We start from the raw sequence: 24638 nt of genomic DNA, 5'->3' as shown, positions 1-24638 counted from the left end.
CGTCACAGATGACCCGCAAGCCAAATATCCTGTTCATGATGCCCGATCAGCAGCGGGCCGACATGCTCGGCTCCTATGGCGATCCCTGCGCGCGGACCAAGACAACGGACTGGCTGGCCTCCGAGGGGCTGCAATTCGAAAACTGTTTCTGCCAGGCCCCCCTTTGCATGCCGTCCCGCGCCTCGATGCTGTCAGAGCGTTACGTGCGCGATCACGGCGTGTTTCAGAACGTCGCCCGGGTTCATGACACGGTGCCGACCTTCGCACAGGCGTTGCAAAGCGCGGGCTACCACACGGCCCAGATCGGCAAGACGCATTTCTATACCCACCTGCCTTGGCCCGGCGGGCATATGAATGATCAGGCTGGTATCCTGCATCACTACGGGTTTACAGAGACCCACGAGACCGCAGGCAAGGAAGCAAGCCTGAGGGTGGATTCCCTTTATACCGACTATCTGAAGGAACATGGCCTGCTTGATGAGTACCGGACCTATCTGACCAGCCGGAACAAACATGTGCTGGAAGAAAACCCCGGGATGGAGGCCGCGAAAGCCTGGAATGCCGATCCGCTGCCGCTTCCCCTGCATGCGCATCAGGATGTCTGGGTCGGGGATTATGCCGCTGACTGGATCCGCGATTACGACCGGGAAGAGCCGTTTTTCCTGCAGGTCTGCTTTGCCGGTCCGCATGACCCCTGGGATGCCCCCGAGGAGGCGCTTGACGAATATGGCACCCCCGAGATCACCATGCCGGACAGTTTCGAGCCGCCCGAAATGCCGCAAAGCGGGCCGCTTGCCACTTTCCTGGAGGTTCTGACGGACTATTGCGACACCGATACGATGACGCCCGAGGCCATTCGCAAGGCCCGCCGCGCCTATCAGGCCAACACGATGATGATCGACCAGAGCATGGGCCGGATCATCGAGGCGCTGCGGGAAAAAGGCCAGCTGGACAACACATGGATCGTCTATGTCTCGGACCATGGGGAGATGATGGGCGAACACCGGATGGTCAAGAAGATGGTGTTCTACGATCCCTCGGTGCGGGTGCCGATGATCATCCGCCCGCCCGGAGGCACCGGCCCGCGAAAAATTGACGAGATCGTCGAACTCTCTGATATTTCCACCACTTTCCGCGACATTGCCGGGGCGGATCTGCCAAGTTCGCAATTTCAATCGCTGCTGCCAGCCTTCGACGGCAAAAGCGTGGCCAAGGAGGTTGCGATCAGCGAGGCTTACGGCGTTGCCATGTTCCGCACAGCAACCCTCAAACTGGTGGTTTATGAGGATACCGGCGAGGCGATGCAGTTTTTCAACCTTGAAGAGGACCCGCTGGAAGATCGCAATCTGGTGCTTTCAGGCGGGGCCGAGGATGAGATTGAGGTGATGATGGCACGTTATGTGCGCCCGTTCTTCAAGATCCGCCCGATCCGGCCTGCCCGCACCCTGATCGAGCGTGGCTCGATGGCCAAGAACAGCTTTTTCCTGCCCGGCGATGTCTTCGTGCGATAGGCCAAAGTTCCGCAACATACCTGCACAACGCAGAGGGCAGCGCCCGCCCCACGGGGGCGGTTCGGGCGCTGCCCGGCAGTGCCGCCGGGCGGAAGGGTGGTGTGGCTGGTGCGGAATTTGAGTACGAAGCTGTAAAATGTGCCGGGGTCGACAATTGCCTGACAGAACCGCCGCTAAGCTCTGGTGAAAGATTGCGCCGGATCATGCGCATCACTGTCGGGTCGGGGAGGGCCGCGCTATGACATCATCAGAATTCTACCTGAAGCGGGGCCATCTGGCGCTGGACTGGGCGGCGGCGCTGGTCGATCCCGATACGGGCTTTCGCGATGCGGGAAACCTGATCAATGGCTACTACAAATCCATCGTGGCAATGACAACCGGCGCACGTATCCGCGAGGCGCGTGTTCTGGCGCAATTCGTCGGGCGGACCTTTCTGAAAGACGGCGACATCAACACCCTGCCCGACGATCCGACGGCGCAGGGTCTGGCCAGTTACCGCGCGGCCTGGATCGCACGGGGCCTGCATGTGCTTGGGCGCTACGATATGGCCGCAGAGATCGGCCGGCTGGTCGAAAACCAGATGCATCCGGTGACCGGCGGGCTTGCGACCCTTGCCAATCAACCTCCGGCTGAGCGTGTCTATTGCCTTGGCAGCACGGGGTCTGCGGTTCTGGCATTTCTGGCCATGGGCCGGGTCGAGGCCGCGCGCCGGGGCGGTGCCTTCATCGCCGGGTTGCTGGATGAACAGACGGGCACGAAAGGCAAGTTCTATCTGCTGCGCAACGCGGACGGGGAGATCATCCGCGAGGACCGCAAACAGGGGCTCGCCATGGTTTCCAGCATTGATATCGGAACGCCGGGGCAGGTTTACTGGTATATCGGCATGGCCATGAACGCCTGTGCCAGCCTCTATCTCGCCACCGGCGAAAAACGCTGGCTTGATGCGGGTCACAAGGCCTATGCCCTGTTCCTGAATTGCGCTGATGACATTTACCAGATCATCAGCAACGGCAAGGTTGCCTGGGGTCTGGGATGGATGCATGCCGCCACGCGCGACCCGGCCTTTGCCAGGGCCGCGCAGGAGGTCTGGGCCTGGCATTGCGATATTCAGGCCGGGGATGGCAGATGGCTCAGGGTCGGGCAATTCGACAGCCTTGATGCACAACCGCTGCATATCACCCTCGATACGACTCTTGAGCGGGCATTCTATATGTTCGAACTGTCGCGCACGCTCGACATCTGACCAAAGGATTCACCCATGCAACCGAATATCCTGATCATTCAGGTCGATGAACTGGCCCCCCAGGCAATGCCGACCTATGGCAATCAGACCGCGATCACCCCGGTTCTGGATGCCCTGGGGGCCCGCAGCGTCGTTTTCGACAATGCCTATTGCAATTATCCGCTTTGCTCCCCCTCGCGCGCCTCGATGCATGCCGGGCGGCTGCCCTTTGCGATGCGGCAATGGGATAACGGGGCCGAGTTCCATTCCGAATATCCGACCTTTGCGCATCACCTGAAACAGGCGGGTTATTCCACAACCCTTTGCGGCAAGATGCATTTCATCGGCCCCGACCAGTTTCATGGCTATGAAGACCGGCTGACAACCGATATCTACCCATCCGATTTCTCATGGACGACCGATTGGTCGAACCCGATCCGCAAGGGCGGTGGGGTGCGGGTCCGCAATGTCACCGATGCGGGTATGGCGATCCGCAACCTGCAACAGGATTTCGATGAAGAGGTCGGGTTTCAGGCGGTCAGAAAGGTCTATGATCTGGCCCGTGACCCGGATGACCGTCCCTTCCTGCTGACCGTCAGTTTCACCCAGCCCCATCCGCCATTTGTCGCCGACAAGGCACATTGGGACCTCTATGAGGGTGTCGAGATCGACATGCCGCGCGTGCCGCCCGTTCCCTATGACGAGCTTGGCCCGTTCGATCAGGCCAAGCATATTGCCCAGGGGTCCCATCTGTTCGACCTGAATGAAGAGCGTACACGCGCATCGCGCCGGGCCTATTACGCAATGATGTCCTATATCGACGACCGGGTCGGCGAGATACTGGAGGCATTGGCCGCCACCGGGCTCGACGAAAACACGGTCATCATCTTCACCTCTGATCATGGCGAGATGCTGGGCGAACGCGGCATGTGGATGAAGGATTGCTTCTATGAATGGTCAGCGCGGGTGCCGCTGTTCATTGCCGCGCCCGGTGTCGCGGCGGGGCGTTCGGATGCGGTGGTGTCTCTGGTCGATCTGATGCCGACGCTGCTTGATTTTGCCGGGGCCGATTTGCCGGTTGCAACCGGTCAGGATGGCGAAAGCCTTGTGCCGCTTCTCCATGGCGACACGGAGGGCTGGCGCGACGAGGCGATCGTGGATTATGCGGGCAGCGGATACCCCTCCCCCTCGCGGATGCTGCGCCGGGGGCGGTACAAATACTGGCTGACCTGGGGGCTTGACCCGCTGCTTTATGATGTGGTTGCGGACCCCGATGAGTTGCAGAATCTGGCCGGTCACCCGGACCATGCAGAGCTTCAGGCGGAATTGCATGCCCGTCTGATGCAGGACTGGGACCCCGATGCGGTCAAGGCCGCCTGTATCGAAAGCCAGGCGCGGCGGCTGTTATTGCGCAACCTGACGGAAACCGTACCCAGCTATGACACCTGGGCGCTGGAAGTGCGAAAAGGCGACAAGGATCGTTACGTGCGCGGGCGACAGGCGGCCTTTCACCGCAAGGCGCTGCAACGCTTTCCGGTCTTCGAACCGGTGCCGTATGATTTCGAGCCCGAGGAGGATGCCCTCAAACCCTGACGGGCCGGGCGCCGGAACTGTTTCAAACGGAACATTTGCTGTGCATCCGGGCCGGTAGGCTCATCGGACAAACGGGATCATGCCGGGGCATCACGCGATGAGCAACGAAAGCTATGACTATATCATTGTCGGGTCTGGCTCGGGCGGTGCGGCGCTGGCGGATGCCCTGGTGGAGGATGGCCGGTACAGCGTTCTGCTGCTGGAATCCGGGGCGGATGACCGCTGGATCTGGACCCGTATTCCCGCTGGTGTCTTTTACCTTTTACGCGGAGACCGGGCCCTGTCCCGCTTCTTTACCGAGCCCGAGCCGAATATGAACCGGCGCAATATCTTCTGGCCCCGGGGGCATGTGGTGGGCGGGTCCTCCACGGTCAACGGCATGATCTGGGTCCATGGGGACCCTGCCGAGTTTGACCATTGGCGCGATGCATTCGGGCTGCCCGGCTGGGGGTTTGACGATCTGGCCCCGCTGTTTCGGCGGCTTGAGACATATGCACCCGGGAACCCGGCCCATCGCGGCACGGATGGGCCGGTCACCATCACCGAATTTTCCCCCCATGCGCCGCTGATGGACGCGTTTATCGAAGCCTGCGTGACAACCGGCATTCCGGCAACCGCCGATTACAATGCCGGCGGGTATGAAGGTGTCGGATACCTTCAATTCAACACGAAACGCGGCTGGCGGCAGGGCACGCGCGAGACGTTTCTGAAACGCGCGCAACGCTCACCAAAGCTGAGGATGTTGACCGGCGCGCATGTGGGGCGGGTCACCTTTGACGGGCGGCAGGCGACCGGGGTTGTCTATACCCGCCACGGGCAGACCTGCACGGTTGCGGCGCGTAAAGAGGTGATCCTCTGCGCTGGCGCTGTCCAGACACCGCAAATCATGGAATTATCCGGTATCGGTCAGGCAGCACGGCTGAAAGCCCATGGGGTTGATGTGGTGCATGACCTGCCGGGTGTGGGTGAAAACGCCCATGATCATTTGCACACAAGGCTGAGTTACCGCTGCCGGGACGCCGTGACCCTGAACCAGATCATGCGCAACCCGATCCGCAAGGGCCTGATGGCGGCGCGGTTCGCCTTGCTGGGCAACGGGTTGATGTCATGCTCGGGCCAGATCAGCCATGCACTTCTGAAAAGCTCGGCAGAGCTTCCCCAGCCCGATATCAAGATACAACTGCACTGGCTTTCCAGCCCCGATGCACGCGACCCCAAAAGCCTTGTGCTTGACGATCACCCGGGCATTTCCATCGGGACATTTCCGCTGCGCCCGAAATCCCGCGGCTCGGTCCATATCCGGTCTGCCGACCCGATGGAAAGCCCGGCGATATCCGCCAATTATCTTGCACATCCCGACGATGTCGCAACCACATTGGCCGCCATCCGCATTGCCCGTGATGTGGCAGCGCAACCCGCCCTGCAACGGTTCGGGGTTGAGGAAATGCGCCCCGGGCCAGAGATGGAAACGGATAAAGACCTGCTCGATTTCGTGCGGCAGAGCGCGCAGACCTCATATCACCCGGTGGGGACATGCCGGATGGGCACTGACCCTGACGCGGTTGTCGGCCCGGACCTGAAGGTTCGGGGTGTTGAAAACCTTCGGATCGCCGATGCGTCGGTCTTTCCGACAATGTGTTCGGCCAATACCAATGCCGCGTCCATGGCCGTTGGCTTGAAGGCCGCAGAGGTTTTATTGCAATCGTAATATGGCGGTTCAGGGCGACAAAGCCGCGCGCATTCTGCGGCCTTCATCCCCCATCCGCGTGAATTGCACCTCTGGCAGATCGGGTTGCGGGGCATTATGGGTCCAAAGCGCATCTGATTGCGGTGTGACCACAAGCTCAACAAAGATCGGACCGTCCGACTGCAACACCCCGGGCAATGCCTCAACCCAATCCTGCAGACGATCAAACCGGTATGTCTTCGGAAACCCCGAGGCCGAGGCAAGCGTCGCATATTCCGTACCCCCCGTCCCGGGCAGGGGCAGGTTCACCATATTCTCGAACCAGACACCATTGTTGAACACGATATGCAGCAGGTTTTTCGGCGCAGCGCCCGCGATCGAAACCAGACTGCCCAATTGCATAAGCAGCGAGCCATCCCCGTCCAGCACCACAACCTTGCGCTCCGGCTGCGCCAGGGCAATGCCAAGGCCAAGCGCCGATGCCCCACCCATAAGCGGCACGCAGGAGATGTTCAGCGGGCTGGGCGAAAGCTGATTGATCCACGCGATCGAGGTCATCGTGGCCACGATAATCGCTTCATCCGGGCCGGACCCGCGATGGTCAGCCATTGCGGCGATAGCATCCTTGCATATGAAATCGGCCATGTGCAGTCCTTTCAGGCTTCAAGCGGCAGATTCTGACCGAAGATGACGGCGGATGGCCAGCCGTCTCGGAAAGCGGTCTCGAAGGCGGCATCGATGACGCCCAGATCCGAGCGATCCTCGACCCGCCAATGCGGCACTTCAACCGCGTCCAGCACCGGCTCAAGAATGCGCACGACACGGCGCGCGGATTGCGCCGGATCTGGCGTGAAATGCGCAATTTCCCGCCCGAACTGACCGATGAACAGAACCAGCGGCATCCCTGCATCAAGCCCAATGGCCCGAAGCGCATTCAACCCGGCATAGAGACCCTGGTTCTGGATAATGACAACGGGGCGTTTGCCCCCGATATGCAAGCCGGCACCGGCTGTGATCGCTTCATCTTCCGTGCAGAACGGGACCACGTCGATATCCCCATCCGCACTTAATGCCTGATGCAATCCGATCTGAATCCAATCGGGTACAGTCACCGCATGAGTGACCTTGTTTTTCTTTAGTCTGGCGAGGATGGCCTCACCCGTCGGCATCGCCATATCTGCCTCCGCCTCATCCTTCCAAAGCAGCACTCACACCGCTGCTGGAACAGTAGAGCAGATATTTCCGGGGCTTTGTCATCTGCCCGACAATGCCGGGCAAAGACAGCCGGCCTTCGCATCAGATACGCTTTTCGCACACCCGCCCGCCCGCGACGGCCGTCCCTGTCACATCGGATCGGGCAAAAGCAGGGATATGGCCGGGAACCCGGCCACGGTTTTGTATGAACTGCAAAACCAAATATCGCACTGCCACCAACCCGGCACGTTTGGCGCAAGACTGAACGTCAACACTGTCCTATCTGCTTTGACCAGAAGGATTGAATCGCTGAATCATGTCGCCGATACACTATGGCTAGAGGACCGGTTTGTAGTTGAAGCAAGTCTGCCAGTAACAAGATATGAGTGGTTGAACGCATGCCCTCCGGATCTCGCCCTGTTTGATGATGAACGCCTTCTGCGCGTCTGTGAATTTGGATGCTTTCATCGCTATCCGATCCTCTCACAGCCAAGGAAAATCTAAAGCACCCTGCCTTAAACTTGAATCACAAATACCCTGCCACGCTTCGCGTTCCCAGGGTATTTGTGATGCGCGATGTCTCAGGTTTAAGGCAGCATGCTGTAATCAACGCTGGTTCAGGCCGCCGTCACAGCCCGCCCGGTCATCACCTTCACAAGATGCGCCCGATAGGCGCCCGTGCCATGCAGGTCCGAGATCATGCCATCCTCGCCCAGGCTCAGCTCCGCAAGCGCATCGGCAGAGAAATCGGCGGAGAGCGCCGCCTCGGCCTCGGCCCAGCGGAACACACCATCATCCGAGGCACCGGTGACCGCAACCCGCACGCCGCTTGCGTATTTGCCCACAAACACGCCCACCAGCGCGAAACGCGAGGCCGGCTGCACGAATTTCTGGTAACTGGCCCGCTCCGCCACCGGGAACCGGACCTCGGTGATGATCTCCCCCTCCTCCAGCGCGGTGGTGAACATCCCCTGAAAGAACGCATCCGCCGCAATGTCCCGGGCATTGGTCGTGATCACGGCCCCGGTGCCCAGCACCGCCGCAGGGTAACAGGCCGAAGGGTCGTTATTGGCCAGACTGCCGCCCAGCGTGCCCCGGTTGCGCACGGCCGGGTCACCGATCCGCCCCGCAAGCGCGGCCAGCGCGGGAAACTGCGCCGCCGCCTCGGTCGCGACCACCGCATGGGGTGTGGCGCCCCCCACACACAGTTCACCCGCATCGCTGACGCAGACACCCTGCATCTGCGGAATACCCGTCAGGCTGACCAGACTGGCCGGTGCCGCCAGCCGCTGTTTCATGGTCGGGATCAGGGTCTGCCCGCCGCCCAGAGCCTGGGCCTCATCCCCTTGCAGCGCTGTAACAGCCTCCTGAATGCTGGCTGGGCGCAAAAAGTCGAAATCATACATCTCGGTCTCCTTGGCAAAGAGGGTCTGGCCCCCTTCTTCTTGTTCCAAATACGCAAATCCGGGCTTCTCCACAAAGGGCAGAGGCCCGAAACGTCATCCCTGCATCGCCGCCCAGACCCGTGACGGGCTCAGCGGCATGTCGATATGGGTCACATCGGCATGACCCCCCCGTTGCAGTGCATCAACCACCGCATTGACCACCGCAGGCGGCGACCCGATGGCACCTGCCTCGCCACAGCCCTTCACCCCAAGCGGGTTATGGGTGCAGGGTGTGGCACAGGAATGATCCACATCATAAAACGGCAGGTCATCGGCGCGCGGCATGGTGTAATCCATGTATGACGCGTTCACCAACTGGCCATCCGCATCATACACCGCCTGTTCCAGCAGCGCCTGGCCGATGCCCTGGGCCACGCCGCCATGGACCTGACCATCCACGATCATCGGGTTGACGATATTGCCGAAATCATCAGCGGCGGCAAAGGACATGACCTGCACCTTGCCGGTCTCCGGGTCGACCTCCACCTCGCAGGCATAGGCGCCGGCGGGATAGGTGAAGTTGCCGGGGTCGTAAAACGCCGTCTCCTCCAGCCCCGGTTCGATCTCCTCGATCGGGTAGTTATGGGGCACATAGGCCGCCAGTGTCACATCCCCCCAGGCAAGCGATTTATCCGTTCCCGCAACTGTGAACTGGCCATCTTTCAACTCGATATCGCCCTCACTGGCCTCCATCATATGGGCGGCGATCTTTTTGGCCTTGGCGATGATCTTCTCGGTCGCCCGCACCATGGCAGAGCCCCCCACCGCCAGAGAGCGCGAGCCATAGGTGCCCATGCCCATCGGCGTATTGGCGGTATCGCCATGGACAATCTCCACCTGATCCTCGGGGATGCCGATCATATCGGCCACCACCTGGGCAAAGCTGGTCTCATGACCCTGCCCGTGGCTGTGGCTGCCGGTCATCACCACCAGACCGCCGGTGGCATTGACCCGCACGGTCGCGCTTTCATACAGTCCGGCGCGCGCGCCCAACTGCCCCACCAGGGCCGAAGGCGCGATGCCGCAGGCCTCGATATAGCAGTTCACCCCAAGCCCCCGCAGCTTCCCGCGGGTGGCGCTCTCATCCCGGCGGGCCTCAAACCCGTCGCGGTCGATCATCTCCAGCAGTTTATCCATCGTCGCATTGTAATCGCCGGTGTCATATTCCACCGCCACGGGCGTGGCATAGGGAAACTCGGTGATGAAATTCTGCTGCCGCAGGGCAATCGGGTCAACGCCCAGCTCCCGCGCGGCCTTGTCGATCACCCGTTCCAGCTGATAGGTTGCCTCAGGGCGGCCCGCCCCGCGATAGGCATCCACCGGTACGGTGTTGGTGAACACCGCCCTGACATTCACATGGATATTCGGCGTCTTGTAATTGCCCGCCATCAGGATGCCATGCAGATAGGTCGGCACTGAAGGCGCGAATGTGCTGAGATAGGCGCCCATATTGGCCAGCGTGTCGGTGCGGATGCCGGTGAACATATTCTCCGCATCCAGCGCCAGTTCGATCCGGGTCACATGGTCCCGGCCATGGGCGTCGGACACAAAAGCCTCGGACCGGCTGGCGGTCCATTTCACCGGGCGTTTCAGGGCCTTGGCCGCAAAGGTGCAAAACGCCTCTTCCGCGTAATGGAAGATTTTCGAGCCGAACCCGCCGCCCACATCGGGCGCCACCACGCGCAGCTTGTGTTCAGGGATGCCCAGAACAAACGCGCCCATCAAGAGCCGGATCACATGGGGGTTCTGCGAGGTTGTATAGAGCGTCGATTCGCCGGAATGGGTGGCATAATCGCCCACCGCCACACGCGGCTCCATTGCGTTCGGGGCCAGCCGCTGATTGACAAGCTCCAGCACCGTCACATGGGCCGCGGCCTCAAACGCCGCATCGGTGGCCGCCTTGTTCTCCTCGATCCAGCCCCAGTCATAACACAGGTTGCTGTCCAGCTCGTCATGGACCTTTGGGCTCTCCCCCTCAAGCGCCGCCTTCATGTCGATAACGGCGGGAAGCTCGTCGATATCCAGCACAATCGCCTCTGCCGCGCTGCGCGCCTGCTGCCGGGTTTCGGCCACCACGGCGGCAATCGGGTCGCCCACATGGCGCAGCTTGCCCTGGGCCAGAACCGGATGGGCCGGTTCCTGCATCGGCTGACCCGCTTTGTCGGTCACCTGCCAGCCGCAGGGCAGACCGCCGATCCCCTCGAAATCGGCGCCGGTGAAAATGCGCAACACCCCGGGCATGGCCGCCGCCGCACCCGTGTCGATCCCGTTGATCTTGCCATGGGCCATGTCCGAGCGCAGGAAATGCACATAGGCCTGACCATTCAGATTGATATCATCGGTATAGCGCCCCTGCCCGGTCAGAAACCGCACATCCTCGCGCCGCTTGGTACTTGCGCCAATGCCATGATCTTTCGGCATGGTAACCCTCCCTTATGCTATGCTGTCCTCCTCCGGCGCCGCCATCATCGGGGCCACCTGAGGCGATATCCGGGGGGTGTCCCCCCTTCTTCTTGTCAAAAATACGCAAAACCCCACGCCCTCCTCCGGCGCGGGCCCGCGTTATTCCGCCGCGATGGCGGACACATCCTGCCCGCTGGCCGCCAGGATCGCCTTGACGATATTATGGTAGCCCGTGCAGCGGCAGATATTGCCTTCCAGATAGTCCCGGATCTCCGCCTCGCTTGGCGTTGGATTGTCTTTCAGAAGTGCTGCCGCCGACATCACCATGCCCGGCGTGCAGAACCCGCATTGCAACCCGTGATGGTCCTGAAAGGCCTGCTGAATACGCCCAAGCGACCCATCCGCATTGGCCATCCCCTCGATGGTTCTGACCTCGGCGCCCTCCAGTTCCAGCGCCAGAACCGTGCAGGCTTTCACCGCCTGGCCATCCACATGCACCACACAGGCGCCGCATTGGCTTGTGTCGCAGCCCACATGGGTGCCGGTCAGGCCCTGGCCCTCGCGCAGAAACTCTACCAGCAGGGTCCGCCCCTCGACATCCCCGGACATGGTGCTGCCATTCACGGTCATGCTTACCTGGGTCATCAAAATCCTCCCTCGGTTATGTCTCATATCCAATCACGGATCGGCAGAATTGCAAAAGGGATTTTCCGGGGGCTCGCCGCCGGGCCTGTTGCAGCGTGCGCTCGCATCATTCATCTTTTTGGTTGACTGATGCCGGTGTCACCTATAATTCACCCATATGGTTGAACGAACAGAGCCAGATCAGCTTACGGCGATTCTCAAAGCCGCCAGCGACCCCACCCGCCGGGCCATCCTGACGCTGCTTGCGCAGCATGGGCCGCAAAAGGTGACGGTGCTGTCGGATCAGTTTGCGATGAGCCTGAATGCGGTTTCCAAACACATCAAAACCCTGGAAGCCGCAGGTCTGGTCACCCGCCGGACCGAATGGCGGGATCACTATATCGAGTTGCAGACCGACCCGCTGTCGGAGATCGACAGTTGGTTTGCCGATCTGCGCTCGATCTGGGCCCAACGGCTTGACGCGCTCGACCGGATTTTCACCAAGGAGGCTGCCAAAGATGACTGAGACAACAGACCTGGAACTGACCACCACCCGCACCATTTCCGCCCCGCCCGAGGCCGTGTTCGATGCCTGGCTGGACCCGGCCCTGTTGACGCGATTCATGACGCCCAACCCGGACATGACCGTGCCAAGCGCCAAAACCGACCCGCGTGAGGGCGGACGTTTCGAGATTGTCATGCGCGCGGGTGAACAGGATATACCCCATGGCGGCACCTATCAGGTGATCGACCGCCCCAACCGGCTGGTCTTTACCTGGGAAAGCCCGTTTTCGACCGAGGGCAGCACCGTGACGCTGACCCTGTCACCCAGTGAGGGCGGCACCGAGGTCACTCTGCATCACATCCGCTTCCCCAGCGAGGAAAGCCGTGACAATCACGCCGGTGGCTGGGCCGCAATCCTTGCCGCGCTTGACGCGGCACTGGCATAAGGGGGCCGGGCGATGACGATCCCTGAAACCCTGAACTGGCTGGCGGTGATTGTCGGCACCGCCGTGGCCTTTGGCGCGGGCTGGCTTTGGTATGGTCCGCTCTTTGGCCGGGTCTGGGCCAGCGGCAGCGGGATGAGTGAGGCCGATCGCGACAGCATTCCGATGCTGGCCATGGTACTGCAACTGGCGGGATTGTTCCTGCTGGCGCTGGTGATCGGCGTCACCGCCACGACCGAGGCGCTTGGCACCGCACTTCTGGCCATCCTGGCCGTGGCGGTGCTGCTGATGTCCGCCGGGGCGTTCATGCGCAAATCCACTGCGGCGATGCTGATCGACGGCTTCTATGCAATCCTTGCCGGTGTGGTGATGATCGCCGCACAGGGGATTTTCTGACATGGCGGATGTCTCAAACATGTCCCGACACGTTGTACGTGACAGGCCATATGTCATGTTTCCCGGGACCTGCTGCAAGACGCCAGGAGGGTGGAAAACTCAAGTTTTCCACCCGGAATTCTGCAGAATTCCGCCTTGAACCTGCCTGCCCGATACCCTGCCCCGCCCTCGGGGCACTGGCGATGGCTCATGGCAGACACAAATCACCTTACCCGCGTTTCGGGCGTCTCTCTCGCGGTTGCGGCCGCGAGGGGATTTCCTTCAGCAGGCCCCCCACCCCCATCGCCGCAATATCCTCATGGGTCACATCAAGCCCGCAGGCGACCCGTTCCAGCACCCAGTCCGCCCCGTTCAGCGCGGGCGACCGGGCACATCCGGGCAGGCCGATCACCGGCTTGCCCGCCAGATGCCCCAGAAACAGCAGATTGCCCGGGTCCACCGGCATCCCGAATCGGGTCAACTGCCCGCCCGCCGCGATCAGGGCCGCAGGGGCCACATCGCCCGCATCCGAGGTGGCGGAGGCGGTGAGGATCAACGCCATATCAGCCCCCGCCCCCGTCCTGACCAGTGCCGCGGCAATCGCCGGGGCGGCGTGGGCCACAATCTCCACCCGGCTCAGCGTGACCCCCAAAGCCTCCAGCCGCCCGGCCACGGCGCGCACGCCCTTGTCCCCGGCATTGGCGGGTGTGCCCGGGCCTTCCGTGACAATCAACACCGCGCTGTGCCGGGCCACCGGCACCCGCCACAGCCCGCCTTTGGCGATTGTCTTCGCCTGATCCAGCGCCGCGCGCGGCACCGCGTAGGAGATGATCTTGACCGTGCCCACCATCATGCCCGCGCTGACCCGCTGGTGAAGCGGCAGGGTGGCCAGGGTGATCATCGGGTCGATGGCGTTCAACGCCGCGATCGCAGGGGCCTCAAGCCCCACGATCCCCGGCCCGGTAGCGCGGATATTCACCCGGCCGGTGAATGGCGCCTCCACCACCAGCCCGGCCTTTTCCGGTACAGGCACCAGTGCTGCGGCCAATTCGGCAGCAGCGCTGTTTTCATCCACATCCCCCGGTTCCAGCCGGGCAACGCTGACCTGCCGCAGACCGGCAGCGTGCAGGGCATCCAGATCACCGGCGGTCAGCACCCGCCCCTTGCGCAACCGCCCACCCGGCACAGCCAGCGAATGCGCCAGAATACTGCCTTCAGCCTCATCCACCGCTACCGGCCCGAATTTCATCCCTGGCGCAGCCTCTGCGTGATTTCCGCCATGATCGCCACTGCAATCTCTGCCGGGCCCTTGGCCCCGATCCGCAGCCCGACAGGCCCATGGATCCGCCCGATATCCCCGGGCGAGACCCCGGCGGCCTGCAACCGGTCCACCCGTTTTGCATGGGTCCGGGCAGAGCCGAGGCATCCCAGATAGAACACATCCCCGGTCAGGGCCGCCAGGATCGCCGGATCGTCCAGCTTGGGATCATGGGTCAGGGTCACCACGGCGGTGCGCCGGTCCAGCCCGATCGCAGACAGGGCCTGATCCGGCCAGTCCTCGACAATCCGCTCCCCGGGAAACCGGGCCTCGGCGGCGAAGGCCGGGCGCGGGTCCACCAGCACCGGGTCATATCCGGCCATCCGCGCCATCGGCAGCAATGCCTGCGCGATATGAACCGCGCCGACCACGATCATCCGCAAGGGCGGGTTGTGAATGCCGATATAGCGCGGGCCCTCCATGCCTGACCGATCCTCGCGGAACCTGTCGGCCAGCTCTGCCACCTCCGGTCCGGCCAGATGGCGGGTATCCGTGCCGGTTTCGGCGATATAGGCAACGGGGCGGCGCGCCGCGCGGGCCGCGACCAGCGCCTCCAGCATCCCGACCGGCAGCACCGGCCCCACGGGTTCGACCAACACCCGGATCGTACCGCCACAGGCCAGCCCCACCGCGAAAGCCTCATCATCGCTGACCCCGTATTCCAGAAGCCGCGCCGCCCCGGTCTCCAACGCCTCCATCGCCTCGACCACCACGGCGCCTTCAACGCAGCCGCCCGAGACGGACCCCTCCATCCCGCCGTCAGAGGAGACCACAAGCTGGCTGCCCACCGGGCGCGGCGCACTGCCCCAGGTGTCCACAACCGTGGCCAGCACCGCGCCCCTGCCCGCCCGGTGCCAGTCCAATGCCCGTTCCGGCATCCGCTCCATACTGTCGGCCATCGCCTGCTCCTTCAGGTGTATATATCAAACGAAACCACGGGCCCTGCCAAGCGGTTCCGGGGATCACGGCATATGTCCTATGCCGCCAGCCAGCGCATCAGCCTGGCCTTTTCGCCCGGGTCATCAGGACGCGACAAAGCCTCCGCCAGACCTTCCAAAGCCGCGATATTATGGCCCGCGCGGAACAGATCCACATGGGGCAGGATCGCCCGGATCCCGGCGGCTTTCGGGGCAAAGCCTTCCCATCTGAGCAGCGGGTTCAGCCAGATCACCCGCCGGGAGGACAGGTGCAGCCGCTCCATCTCGCGCGACAAGGCCCCGGCATCCTCCCGTTCAAGCCCGTCGGTGATCAGCAGCACCACCGCGCCCTGGCCCAGCACCCGGCGCGACCAGTCGCGGTTGAACCTGTGCAGGCAGGCACCGATCCGTGTGCCGCCTTCCCAATCCTGCGCCTCGGCGCCGGCGGCGGCCAGCGCGGCATCCACGTCCCGCTGCCCCAGATGCCGGGTGATATTGGTCAGGCGCGTGCCGAATGTGAACGCATGCACCCGGGCCCGGCCCGCGCGTTTCTGATTGGCCAGCGCATGCAGAAAATGCAGCACCGCCCGGCTATAGGACGACATCGAGCCGGAAATATCGCAGAGGCAGACCAGATTGGGCCAGCGCAGCCGCCGCATTTTCCGTTCAAACCCGGTGATTTCGCCCCCCTGGCGCATAGCGCGGCGCATCGTGCGCGGCCAGTCGGGCAGCAGGCCCTGCGATGCGGCCATTGTCCGGCGGCTCTGCAAGGGGCGGACCGGCAGGGTCAGACGGGACAGACGCCGCTTCGCCTCAGCCATTTCGGCTGTCGACATCTGTTCGAAATCCAGACGGCGCAACCGTTCCTCGGAGGACAGGGTCAATCTGGCATCCATCTCGATCTCGGTGCCGTCCTCTGGCCTCTCGCCGGTCCCGGGCAGATCCCGCGCGGCCCCGTCCAGCAGGGCCTCCGCGGCGCGTTTCTCTGCCGGTTTCACCAGCCTCTCTTCGGCAACACCGCGCATCGCGGGCAGCAGAAGCGACATCATATGTTCCAGATATTGCGGGTCGCGCCAGAACAGGCGAAAGACCTGCGCAAAGACCTGCCGGTGTTCCGGGCGCGTGACCAATGTGGCATGCAGCGCCCAGTAGAAATCCGTGCGGCTGGTGAACCCGGCCAGTTCCACAGCCCGGATCGCCTCGATCACCTGCCCGGGCCCAAGCGGCAGCCCGGCTTTGCGCAGCGCCCGGGCAAAATGGGTGATGTTATGGGCCAGGCGGCCATCTTCGGGCATGCTCAGCGGGGCATATTCAGACATGGATATATCCGAAACCCGAGACGCTGCATGGGTGAGCCAGGGTCATGCCGCAGCCGCCTCGGCGCGGACCTCCTGCAATATCCGTGCAGCCTCGGACCCGTCCAGCTTCTGAATATCGTCCTGATATTTCAGGATCGCCCCCAGCGTATCGGCAATCACCTCGGGGCTGAGGCTGATCACATCCAGCGCCAGCAGGCATTTCGCCCAGTCGATGGTTTCCGCCACACCGGGGCGTTTGAACAGGCCTTCGGTGCGCAGCTTCTGAACGAAGGCCACAACCTCACGCGAAAGCACCTCTGCCGCCTCGGGCACCCGCGCCGTGATGATCTCCATCTCGCGGGTGAAATCCGGGTAATCGACCCAGTGATACAGACAACGCCGTTTCAGCGCATCATGCACCTCCCGCGTGCGGTTCGAGGTCAGGATCACAATCGGCGGTTCCGGCGCCGTGATCGTGCCCAGTTCCGGGATGGTGACCTGAAAATCCGACAGGGCTTCCAGCAGGAAGGCCTCGAACGGCTCATCGGTCCGGTCCAGCTCATCAATCAGCAGCACCGGCGCGCCGGAGGCATCCGGGCGCATCGCCTGCAACAGCGGCCGTTCGATCAGATAGGTATCGGAAAACAGCGATGTGGTCAGTGCATCCGCATCCGCCCCGCCCTGCGCCTCTGCGGCGCGAATCGCCACCATCTGGGCCGCGAAATTCCATTCATAGACGGCGCTGGACGCATCCAGCCCCTCATAACACTGCAAGCGGATCAGACGCCGGCCCAGAGCAGCGGCAATCGCCTTGGCAATCTCGGTCTTGCCGGTCCCGGCCTCGCCTTCCAGAAACAACGGACGGCCCAGTTTCAGGGACAAAAACACCACGGTCGCCAGGGACCGGCCGCAGACATATTTCTGATCCGCCAAAGCGCGGGCAACCGCGTCGATACTCTGCATGGCCTGTCTCCTCCTCCGGCCCATCAAGGCGGTCTTCCGCTTGCTGCTCAGATTTTGTTAACCTCTTCTCTCTGAAAAGCCATATCTGTTTCGCAGCTTTGCCTTAGTTGCAGGTAATAACGCTCCCACATGCTGTCAAATTTGGTAAAAGGTAAATTATGTGTAGTGAAATTATGTTTAGTGAAACTGTCCAGCCATCCGCCTACGAATCGCGCAAGGCCTGGCTTGACCATCTGACAGAGATCGGGCGCAGCCACGGATTCTTTGAGCGTTTGGGTCAACATCATTCAGCGCTTTATGTGCAGGAGGGCAGCACCCTTCTGGTCACATTTGACGAGGCTGGCCGTGTCTATCGCCAGACCAAAGACGGTCTGCCCCTGGGCTTTGACGCCGTACAACGGCGGGAATGGTCGCTTCTGAACATCATGGCATCCGGCCAGAGCTGGTTTCGCGATGCAAATCTTTACCGGTTTTTCGACCGGCTGGTGGATGAGGATTTCTTTGATGATTTCGACCAGGTGATCTTTCTGGGCGCGGGGCCGATGTGCGGCTATGCGGCCTGCGCCTATTCTGTCGTTTCACCGGGCGCGCGCGTGCTTTCCCTCAGCCCGGCGGCAACGCTGGACCGCGAGGATGCGCCGTTCGAGATGCGCTTTCGCGCGGCAAGGCGGCTGAATTTCAACGATCGCTATGGCTATGCCCCCTACATGCTGGAAGGGGCAGAGCAGGCAACCATTGTCTATGATCCCCATGAACCGCTTGGCGCGGCACATGCCGCACTTTATCGCGGGCCGAATGTGCAGCGGGTTCCCATGCGCTGGTGCGGCATAAACCTGTACCCGATTCTGGAAAGCGACGGGGCGATTGACCGGCTGGTGCAGGCGACGGCACGGGGCAATCTGCGCCCGCTTCGCTTTGCGCAGATCACCCGCAACACGCGGCGGAACTATCCGCCCTATCTGTTCCGGCTGATGACCCGCGCCCTGGAGAAAGGGCACCCTGATCTGGCGCGCAAGGTCGCGGTTCATGGCGCAAAAGTTACCGATGATCCGCGGTTTGCCGAACAGCTGAAGGCGTCGGAGCAGGTGTCAGAGCCCGCCGGCGTCACGTAGAAACGCCACCACATCGGCCACCCCTGTCCCCTCCCGCAGGCTGGCCATGACAAAGGGCAGGTCGCCACGCGCGGCCTGCGCGTCACGCTGCAACAGATCGGGATCAACCCCCACATGGGGCGCCAGATCGGTTTTGTTGATGATCAGCAGATCAGACCGGGTGACCCCCGGCCCCTTCTTGCGCGGAATATCCTGCCCGGCGGCGGTGTCGATCACATAGAGCGTCACATCCGCCAGTTCCGGGCTGAAGGTCGCGGCCAGATTGTCACCACCGGATTCGATGAAAATCACGTCCAGATCCGGCAGCCGTGCCCGGAACTCCGCCACCGCCGCCAGATTGATCGAGGCATCTTCGCGGATCGCCGTATGCGGGCAGCCGCCGGTTTCCACCCCCTTGATCCGCTCGGCCGGCAGAACCTGGGCGCGCAGCAGATATTCCGCATCCTCGGCGGTATAGATATCATTGGTGATCACAGCGACCGAGAACTCAGCGGCCATCGCGCGGCATAAATGTTCGGTCAGCGTTGTCTTGCCCGCGCCGACAGGCCCGCCGATGCCCACGCGCAGGGGGCCATTGGGGCTGCTCATCTATCTGTCTCCTCATCCTCGGCATCCTCGGCAGCGAAGACCTCAAGCGCTGCGTTCAACCCGCTGATCGCGCTTGGAAACCCGCCATAAAGTGCCATCTGCCAGATCACCTCGGCAATCTCTTCCCGGCTCAGCCCCGCCTTGCGCCCGCCCGCGATATTGATCTTGAGTTGCGGCGCGGTCTGGCCGCCAAGGGCTGTCAGCGCGGCAATCGTCGCCAGAAGCCGGTCGCGCAGCGGCAGACCGGGGCGCGCATATTGGCGGCCATAGGCGAAATCAACCACCCCTTCGGCCATGCCGGGCAAGAGATCACCATAGCGCGCCTCAAGCGCGGCCTCCATCCCCGGGTTCAGCGTCTCGGAAAGCTTGCGGCCGGTTTCGGTTGTGTCAGAGAGAGGGGTATCAGACATGGAACATATTTCCTTTGCATATCAGCTGCGAAACAGCCGTACCTCCTGGGTTTCATGGGTCATCGCGGCCAGATCAGCGGCAAAGGCCGCGCCGCCCAGATCATCGGCACCGGCCAGCGCAGCCTCGGCCGCCACGTCGCGGATCACCGGGTGCAAAGCGGTAAGCACGCCCTGCCCTGCAGCCTGCCCCAAAGGCATGAACCGCACCGCCGCCGAGACCAGATTGGCCGCAAACCCATGCAGAAACAGCTCAGCCACCAGATTGGGCGGCAGCGCCAGATCACGGGCGGCATGCCCGACCACAACCGGATAGGGCAGATCGGGGATATCGCGGCCCATGGCGCGCAGGGTTTCGGCAAACGCCACCCCCTGGGCGCGGGTTTCCTCCCACCGCTCGGCAGAGCCTGCCAATGCTTCGGCCAGATCGGCCAGCGCCCCGGTCTCTTCGGCATCGCGCAGGGCCAGACACAGAAGGATTGCATCATTGCGCCCGGCGCCTGCGGCAATCACCGTGGCGATCCAGGCGCGGACCGCTTCGCTATCCTGCACCTTGCCCTCCGCCATCGCCGTCTCAAGCCCGTGGGAATAGGCATAGGCGCTGATCGGAAAACCCGGGGACAGCCATTGGGTCAGGGTCAGAAGATCGCCGGTCTCAATGGGCATGTGCATGGGTCCGGCCATGCCCATATGCCCCGCCTTCCGGTGTAAACGGCGCCATGACCGGCGTGGTCCCGGCCCCCAGCACTTTCAGCATTTCGGCCATCACATGATCGGCGCGGATCAGCAGATGATCGGCCGCAATCTGGCAGGGGGTATGACGGTTGCCGATATGCCAGGCCAGTCGCGTCAGATCGCCGGTCACCTTCAGCAAGGACTCAGGGGCGGCACATATCTCGATCATCCGGCCCAGATTGGTTTCCAGCGCATCACCATGGTTGAAAGAGACGGTTTCAGCCAGATCAACCATCAGCGCGGCACCAGAGGTTGTCACCAGCCGTTTGCGGCGCAGGAAGCGGGATTGATAATCCAGCATCAGCTGGTCATGGGCCGGACCGGACCAGGTGCCGGCACGGTGATGGATATGGGCGGCAGTCATCGGGGAAAGGGGCCTTTTGCGTGGTCAGCAGGTAAAGATATCGCTGACCACGATAAGGTGCGTGACGGGCCGCGCAATCGCAATTTGGTGCAATCGCCCGTATTCAGACGAAGAGATGACCGAAAACATGGCGCACAATGTCATCGCGCTTCAAACCGCGCTTGGCCAGATCCTCATCGCTGAGCGCCTGCAGAAACTCGACCTCGCGATAGCGGGAATTGTTTTCCATGATGTTGACCATGAAATTCCCGAAAGCGACGAACGGTTTGGTGAGCAGATCAACAATCGTGCCGGGATGTTTGATATTCGTCGTATTCGCAGCCATTTGAGAAGTCCTGTTATTGTAACACGTATATCCTCCCCCTGACCCGGATATAATGGCTTTGCTGCATTGCGGCAATTGCCGTTTCTGCAAAGCCGCAATGCAGCAGACGGGACGGAGCGCAAAGCGGTTAACAGCAGTGGAGTGCAATTCTGACCCCTGCATCACCTTCCGCCCGGCGGCACCGCCGGGCAGCGCCCGTACCGCCCCCACGGGGCGGGCGCTTCTCGCCCACCCCTCGGTTCGGGCGATGCCCTCTGCGCAATCTACATATGTTTCAGAACATGAAATAGCGCTGCGCCATGGGCAGTTCCGCCGCCGGTTCGCAGGTCAGAAGCTCGCCATCGGCGCGCACCTCATAGGTTTCGGGATGCACATCGACCTTGGGCGTCGCCGCATTGTGGATCATGTCTGTCTTGCCGATCCCGCGGGTGTTTTCCACCGGCAGGGTTTCCTTATGCAGCCCCAGTGCCGCCCCGATACCCGCAGCCTGGGCCGCGCCCGAGACGAAACTGACCGCCGAGCGGTCCACCGCGCGGCCAAACGCCCCGAACATCGGCCTGCTATAGACCGGCTGCGGTGTCGGGATCGAGGCATTGGGATCGCCCATCTGCGCCATGACGATACTGCCGCCGATCAGCGACATTTCCGGTTTCACACCAAAGAAAGCCGGGTTCCACAGCACCAGATCGGCGCGTTTGCCCGGCTCGACACTGCCGATATGTTTTGAAATCCCATGGGCAATGGCCGGGTTGATCGTGTATTTCGCCACATAGCGTTTGACACGGGCATTGTCATTCTCACCGGCTTCTTCCGGCAGGCGGCCCCGCTGTTTCTTCATCTTGTCGGCGGTCTGCCAAGTGCGGATGATCACCTCCCCCACCCGGCCCATGGCCTGGCTGTCAGATGCGATGATCGAGAAGGCCCCCATATCATGCAGAATATCCTCGGCGGCGATGGTTTCGCGGCGGATGCGGCTTTCGGCAAAGGCCACATCCTCGGGGATCGCCTTGTCCAGATGGTGGCAGACCATCAGCATATCCAGATGCTCTTCCAGCGTGTTCACCGTATAGGGCATGGTCGGGTTGGTGGAGCTTGGGATCACATGATCAAAACCCACAACCTTCATGATATCGGGCGCATGGCCGCCGCCGGCCCCTTCGGTATGAAAAGCATGGATCGTGCGGTCTTTCATCGCCGCCAGGGTGTTTTCCACAAACCCGCTTTCGTTCAGCGTGTCGGTATGGATCATCACCTGCACATCCATGTCATCGGCGACAGAAAGGCAGCAGTCGATGGCACCGGGAGTGGTGCCCCAATCCTCATGCAGTTTCATCGCGCAGGCCCCGGCCTCCACCATCTCGACCAGCGCGCCGGGCTGGCTGGCATTGCCCTTGCAGCTGAGCCCGAAATTCATCGGGAACGCGTCAAGCGATTGCAGCATCCGCCCGATATGCCAGGCCCCCGGCGTACAGGTGGTGGCCAGCGTTCCATGCGCCGGGCCGGTGCCGCCGCCCAGCATGGTGGTGATGCCGGAATGCAGTGCATCCTCGATCTGTTGCGGGCAGATGAAATGGATATGGGCGTCGAACCCGCCTGCGGTCAGAATCCGCCCCTCGCCCGCAATCGCCTCGGTGCCGGGTCCGATGATGATATCCACGCCGGGCTGCGTATCGGGGTTGCCCGCCTTGCCGATGGCGTGGATCTGCCCGTCTTTCAGGCCGACATCCGCCTTGTAGATGCCGGAATGGTCCAGGATCAGCGCATTGGTGATGACCGTATCCACCGCCCCGCCCGCGCGGGTCACCTGGGATTGGCCCATCCCGTCGCGGATCACTTTGCCGCCGCCGAATTTCACCTCCTCGCCATAGGTGGTGAGGTCGCACTCCACCTCGATGATCAGATCGGTATCGGCCAGCCGCACCCGGTCACCGGTGGTGGGGCCATACATATCGGCATAGGTGGTGCGGGGGATTGGGGTGGGCATAAGAGGTTTTCCTCCGGTCAAATATTTCAAGTGTTCACTTGATGTGAGCTTTCAACAGGTTGTCCATTCGATCCTGACCAAGTTGGTTGGAGTTACCAAGCCTCAACCATATTCGGAGGCATCAAATGACAAGCACAGCATTCTGGCTCCAAGCCATCGGCGAGACGATCTTCCTGCTGGCCATTCTCGGCCAATGGCGTGGCCGGTGGTGATGCTTCAACCAATCGCCCCGTCCGGGCGACCAGCCCGGGCAGCGCCCGACCCTCCCCCCGGGAGGGCGCCCATGCAAGGTTGCAAACCAATCCAACGACAGATGCGTGCGACACCGTAAAACGCTCAACACCTGCGTTGTGATGCGCCCACCCAGGGTCGGGCGCTGCCCTCTGTTCCGCCACAGCCTTCACGCCCTGAACACCTCATCCACGTCAACCTGCAACCCCGTCACCAACCCGTTGGTCTGCATCGCCATCCCGATCACGGCCAGAAGTTCCCCGTGCTGCTCTGCCGTCATCCCACGGGCCTTCGCCGCTGCCGTATGGGAATGCACGCAATAGGAGCAGCCATTCGCGGTGGAGACCGCCACATAAAGCATCTCTTTCACCAGCGGGTCCAAAGCCCCCGACCCCATCACCTTTTTCAACCGCTCCCATGTCGCTTTCAGCGTCACAGGGTCATGGGCCAGCGCGCGCCAGAAATTATTGATGAAATCGGTGCCACGCACCGCGCGGATATCCTCAAAGACGGCCAGCGCCTCGGCGCTGACCTCCTCATCTGACAAAAGCGGAACGGTTCCCATTCAGACCATCCCGAAAATGCGCGCCGGGCCGCCGGTGCCGCGCCCGGTTTTCGGCGCGCCCACAACCAGCGTGGCACCGGAGGCCGGCATCTGATCCAGCCCCGCAAGGCATTCGATGCCAAACCGGTTGCTGGGCAGCCATGCATAATGGGTTGCAAAATCACCTGATGGCCCGTGATCCAGCGACAGGGTATCGACCGCAATCGCGCCCGCGCCGGTTTCCAGCAGCATCTGCGTCGCCTCGATATGGAAGCCTGGGAAATGCATCACGCCTTCACCATCGGCATTGCGGAAAGCCTCGGTCTGCACCTTCGGGCCCCACCCCGAATGCATCGCCACGCAGGCACCCTCGGGGATTTCCCCATTGGCGGCGATCCAGGTCGACAGATCATCCGGCGTCACCTGCGCATCCGCATCTTCGGCCGCACGCGCCGCGATATCGACCACGCAAAGCGGGCAGACCAGATTTTCCACCGGAATTTCATCAACCGAAAGCCCATCCGCCGAGAAATGCAGGGGCGCATCAATATGGGTGCCGGTGTGTTCATTCACCGTCAGCACATTCAGATTGAACCCGTTATCGGCAAAGTTGAAAACCTGATCATAGGAAATCCCCGGCTCGCCGAAATATGTGGGAAATGTCTCATCCATCATATGGGTCATGTCGAACACCCCGCCATGACCGGCCGCCATCGCGGGTGTCGTTGCCCCGGTGCTCAGCGCCACCGCAGCCGTGGCTGCAACCCCGGCGGTAAAAAAGCTCCGCCTGGACAGCATCTGATCCTTTACCACATTCATTACGCAGATATCGCACATCGCTTCGTCTCCCG

General features: G+C 62.2%; 25 protein-coding genes and 1 pseudogene. 8 read left to right on the top strand and 18 right to left on the bottom strand.

Annotated features, from left to right (window positions below; all coding sequences use genetic code 11):
* Positions 1-8: 8 nt before the first annotated feature.
* The 4 genes from E2K80_RS02825 (at position 9) to E2K80_RS02810 (ending at position 6034) form a co-directional block, all read left to right on the top strand.
* A complete protein-coding gene (locus tag E2K80_RS02825) occupies positions 9-1511 on the top strand; it encodes a sulfatase family protein (RefSeq protein ID WP_135372569.1) in 1503 nt (500 codons plus the stop codon).
* Positions 1512-1749: 238 nt separating this feature from the next.
* Positions 1750-2754 (top strand): hypothetical protein, encoded by a 1005-nt coding sequence (locus E2K80_RS02820; RefSeq protein ID WP_135372567.1) that lies wholly within the window; start codon positions 1750-1752, stop codon positions 2752-2754.
* A 15-nt stretch (positions 2755-2769) separates the two neighbouring features.
* On the top strand, positions 2770-4326 hold the full coding sequence (betC, locus tag E2K80_RS02815) for a choline-sulfatase (protein ID WP_135372565.1): 1557 nt from the start codon (positions 2770-2772) through the stop codon (positions 4324-4326).
* A 97-nt stretch (positions 4327-4423) separates the two neighbouring features.
* The gene (locus tag E2K80_RS02810) at positions 4424-6034 is read left to right on the top strand and encodes a GMC family oxidoreductase (RefSeq protein WP_135372563.1); all 1611 of its coding nucleotides are present in this window, start codon (positions 4424-4426) and stop codon (positions 6032-6034) included.
* Between the two features lie 9 nt (positions 6035-6043).
* Here the strand turns inward: E2K80_RS02810 and E2K80_RS02805 are convergent, their stop codons facing one another.
* The 6 genes and pseudogenes from E2K80_RS02805 to E2K80_RS02780 form a co-directional block, all read right to left on the bottom strand.
* Complete coding sequence (locus tag E2K80_RS02805) at positions 6044-6658, bottom strand: thiamine pyrophosphate-dependent enzyme (protein ID WP_135372561.1); 615 nt, start codon at positions 6656-6658, stop codon at positions 6044-6046.
* A gap of 11 nt (positions 6659-6669) precedes the next feature.
* Complete coding sequence (locus E2K80_RS02800; RefSeq protein WP_135372559.1) at positions 6670-7188, bottom strand: thiamine pyrophosphate-binding protein; 519 nt, start codon at positions 7186-7188, stop codon at positions 6670-6672.
* Positions 7189-7555: 367 nt separating this feature from the next.
* Positions 7556-7675, bottom strand: a pseudogene (locus E2K80_RS19995) (IS3 family transposase); the annotation flags it as partial.
* Positions 7676-7824: 149 nt separating this feature from the next.
* Positions 7825-8613 carry an FAD binding domain-containing protein gene (locus E2K80_RS02790; protein WP_135372555.1) on the bottom strand — a complete coding sequence of 263 codons (789 nt, stop codon included), beginning with the start codon at positions 8611-8613 and terminating at the stop codon, positions 7825-7827.
* 93 nt (positions 8614-8706) lie between these two features.
* The gene (locus E2K80_RS02785; RefSeq protein ID WP_135372552.1) at positions 8707-11073 is read right to left on the bottom strand and encodes a xanthine dehydrogenase family protein molybdopterin-binding subunit; all 2367 of its coding nucleotides are present in this window, start codon (positions 11071-11073) and stop codon (positions 8707-8709) included.
* A 141-nt stretch (positions 11074-11214) separates the two neighbouring features.
* Positions 11215-11700, bottom strand: coding sequence for a (2Fe-2S)-binding protein (locus E2K80_RS02780; RefSeq protein ID WP_135372550.1), 486 nt, complete (start codon positions 11698-11700; stop codon positions 11215-11217).
* Between the two features lie 157 nt (positions 11701-11857).
* Between E2K80_RS02780 and E2K80_RS02775 the strand changes: the two genes are divergently transcribed.
* Genes E2K80_RS02775 through E2K80_RS02765 form a run of 3 tightly spaced genes read left to right on the top strand, consistent with a single transcriptional unit; the run spans position 11858 to position 13022 of the window.
* The gene (locus tag E2K80_RS02775) at positions 11858-12205 is read left to right on the top strand and encodes an ArsR/SmtB family transcription factor (RefSeq protein WP_135372548.1); all 348 of its coding nucleotides are present in this window, start codon (positions 11858-11860) and stop codon (positions 12203-12205) included.
* Positions 12198-12629 (top strand): SRPBCC family protein, encoded by a 432-nt coding sequence (locus E2K80_RS02770; RefSeq protein ID WP_135372546.1) that lies wholly within the window; start codon positions 12198-12200, stop codon positions 12627-12629. The genes E2K80_RS02775 and E2K80_RS02770 overlap by 8 nt, the downstream gene beginning before the upstream one ends.
* Positions 12630-12641: 12 nt before the next feature.
* Positions 12642-13022: a DUF1761 domain-containing protein gene (locus E2K80_RS02765; RefSeq protein ID WP_135372544.1), complete on the top strand. Its 381-nt coding sequence runs from the start codon at positions 12642-12644 to the stop codon at positions 13020-13022.
* A 208-nt stretch (positions 13023-13230) separates the two neighbouring features.
* Here the strand turns inward: E2K80_RS02765 and E2K80_RS02760 are convergent, their stop codons facing one another.
* The 4 genes from E2K80_RS02760 to E2K80_RS02745 form a co-directional block, all read right to left on the bottom strand.
* Complete coding sequence (locus tag E2K80_RS02760; RefSeq protein ID WP_135372542.1) at positions 13231-14250, bottom strand: molybdopterin-binding protein; 1020 nt, start codon at positions 14248-14250, stop codon at positions 13231-13233.
* Positions 14247-15218: an XdhC family protein gene (locus tag E2K80_RS02755; protein WP_135372540.1), complete on the bottom strand. Its 972-nt coding sequence runs from the start codon at positions 15216-15218 to the stop codon at positions 14247-14249. The genes E2K80_RS02760 and E2K80_RS02755 overlap by 4 nt, the downstream gene beginning before the upstream one ends.
* A gap of 77 nt (positions 15219-15295) precedes the next feature.
* Positions 15296-16555, bottom strand: a complete 1260-nt coding sequence (locus E2K80_RS02750) for a vWA domain-containing protein (protein WP_135372538.1) — start codon at positions 16553-16555, stop codon at positions 15296-15298.
* Between the two features lie 42 nt (positions 16556-16597).
* A complete protein-coding gene (locus E2K80_RS02745; protein WP_135372536.1) occupies positions 16598-17497 on the bottom strand; it encodes an AAA family ATPase in 900 nt (299 codons plus the stop codon).
* Between the two features lie 173 nt (positions 17498-17670).
* Here E2K80_RS02745 and E2K80_RS02740 point away from each other — a divergent pair, with 173 nt between their 5' ends.
* Positions 17671-18609: a phosphoadenosine phosphosulfate reductase gene (locus E2K80_RS02740; protein ID WP_135372534.1), complete on the top strand. Its 939-nt coding sequence runs from the start codon at positions 17671-17673 to the stop codon at positions 18607-18609.
* Here E2K80_RS02740 and ureG read toward each other — a convergent pair.
* From ureG to E2K80_RS02700, 8 genes are all read right to left on the bottom strand, one after another.
* Complete coding sequence (ureG, locus tag E2K80_RS02735; RefSeq protein WP_135372532.1) at positions 18586-19197, bottom strand: urease accessory protein UreG; 612 nt, start codon at positions 19195-19197, stop codon at positions 18586-18588. The genes E2K80_RS02740 and ureG overlap by 24 nt on opposite strands.
* Positions 19194-19607, bottom strand: a complete 414-nt coding sequence (locus tag E2K80_RS02730; RefSeq protein WP_135372530.1) for a carboxymuconolactone decarboxylase family protein — start codon at positions 19605-19607, stop codon at positions 19194-19196. Before E2K80_RS02730 ends, ureG begins: the two co-directional genes overlap by 4 nt.
* A gap of 21 nt (positions 19608-19628) precedes the next feature.
* Positions 19629-20270 carry an urease accessory protein UreF gene (locus E2K80_RS02725; protein WP_238475634.1) on the bottom strand — a complete coding sequence of 214 codons (642 nt, stop codon included), beginning with the start codon at positions 20268-20270 and terminating at the stop codon, positions 19629-19631.
* Positions 20260-20703 (bottom strand): urease accessory protein UreE, encoded by a 444-nt coding sequence (locus tag E2K80_RS02720; RefSeq protein ID WP_135372526.1) that lies wholly within the window; start codon positions 20701-20703, stop codon positions 20260-20262. Before E2K80_RS02720 ends, E2K80_RS02725 begins: the two co-directional genes overlap by 11 nt.
* Positions 20704-20806: 103 nt before the next feature.
* The gene (locus tag E2K80_RS02715) at positions 20807-21028 is read right to left on the bottom strand and encodes a DUF1127 domain-containing protein (protein ID WP_135372524.1); all 222 of its coding nucleotides are present in this window, start codon (positions 21026-21028) and stop codon (positions 20807-20809) included.
* A gap of 274 nt (positions 21029-21302) precedes the next feature.
* Entirely contained in the window at positions 21303-23012 is a 1710-nt protein-coding gene (gene ureC / locus E2K80_RS02710) for an urease subunit alpha (RefSeq protein ID WP_135372522.1), read from the bottom strand.
* Positions 23013-23412: 400 nt separating this feature from the next.
* Complete coding sequence (locus E2K80_RS02705; protein WP_135372520.1) at positions 23413-23808, bottom strand: carboxymuconolactone decarboxylase family protein; 396 nt, start codon at positions 23806-23808, stop codon at positions 23413-23415.
* Positions 23809-24624, bottom strand: a complete 816-nt coding sequence (locus E2K80_RS02700) for a cyclase family protein (protein WP_135372518.1) — start codon at positions 24622-24624, stop codon at positions 23809-23811.
* Positions 24625-24638 lie beyond the last annotated feature (14 nt).

Source organism: Rhodophyticola sp. CCM32 (assembly GCF_004751985.1).
Taxonomy (GTDB): domain Bacteria; phylum Pseudomonadota; class Alphaproteobacteria; order Rhodobacterales; family Rhodobacteraceae; genus Rhodophyticola.
This window is presented reverse-complemented; position numbering and strand designations above follow the sequence as displayed.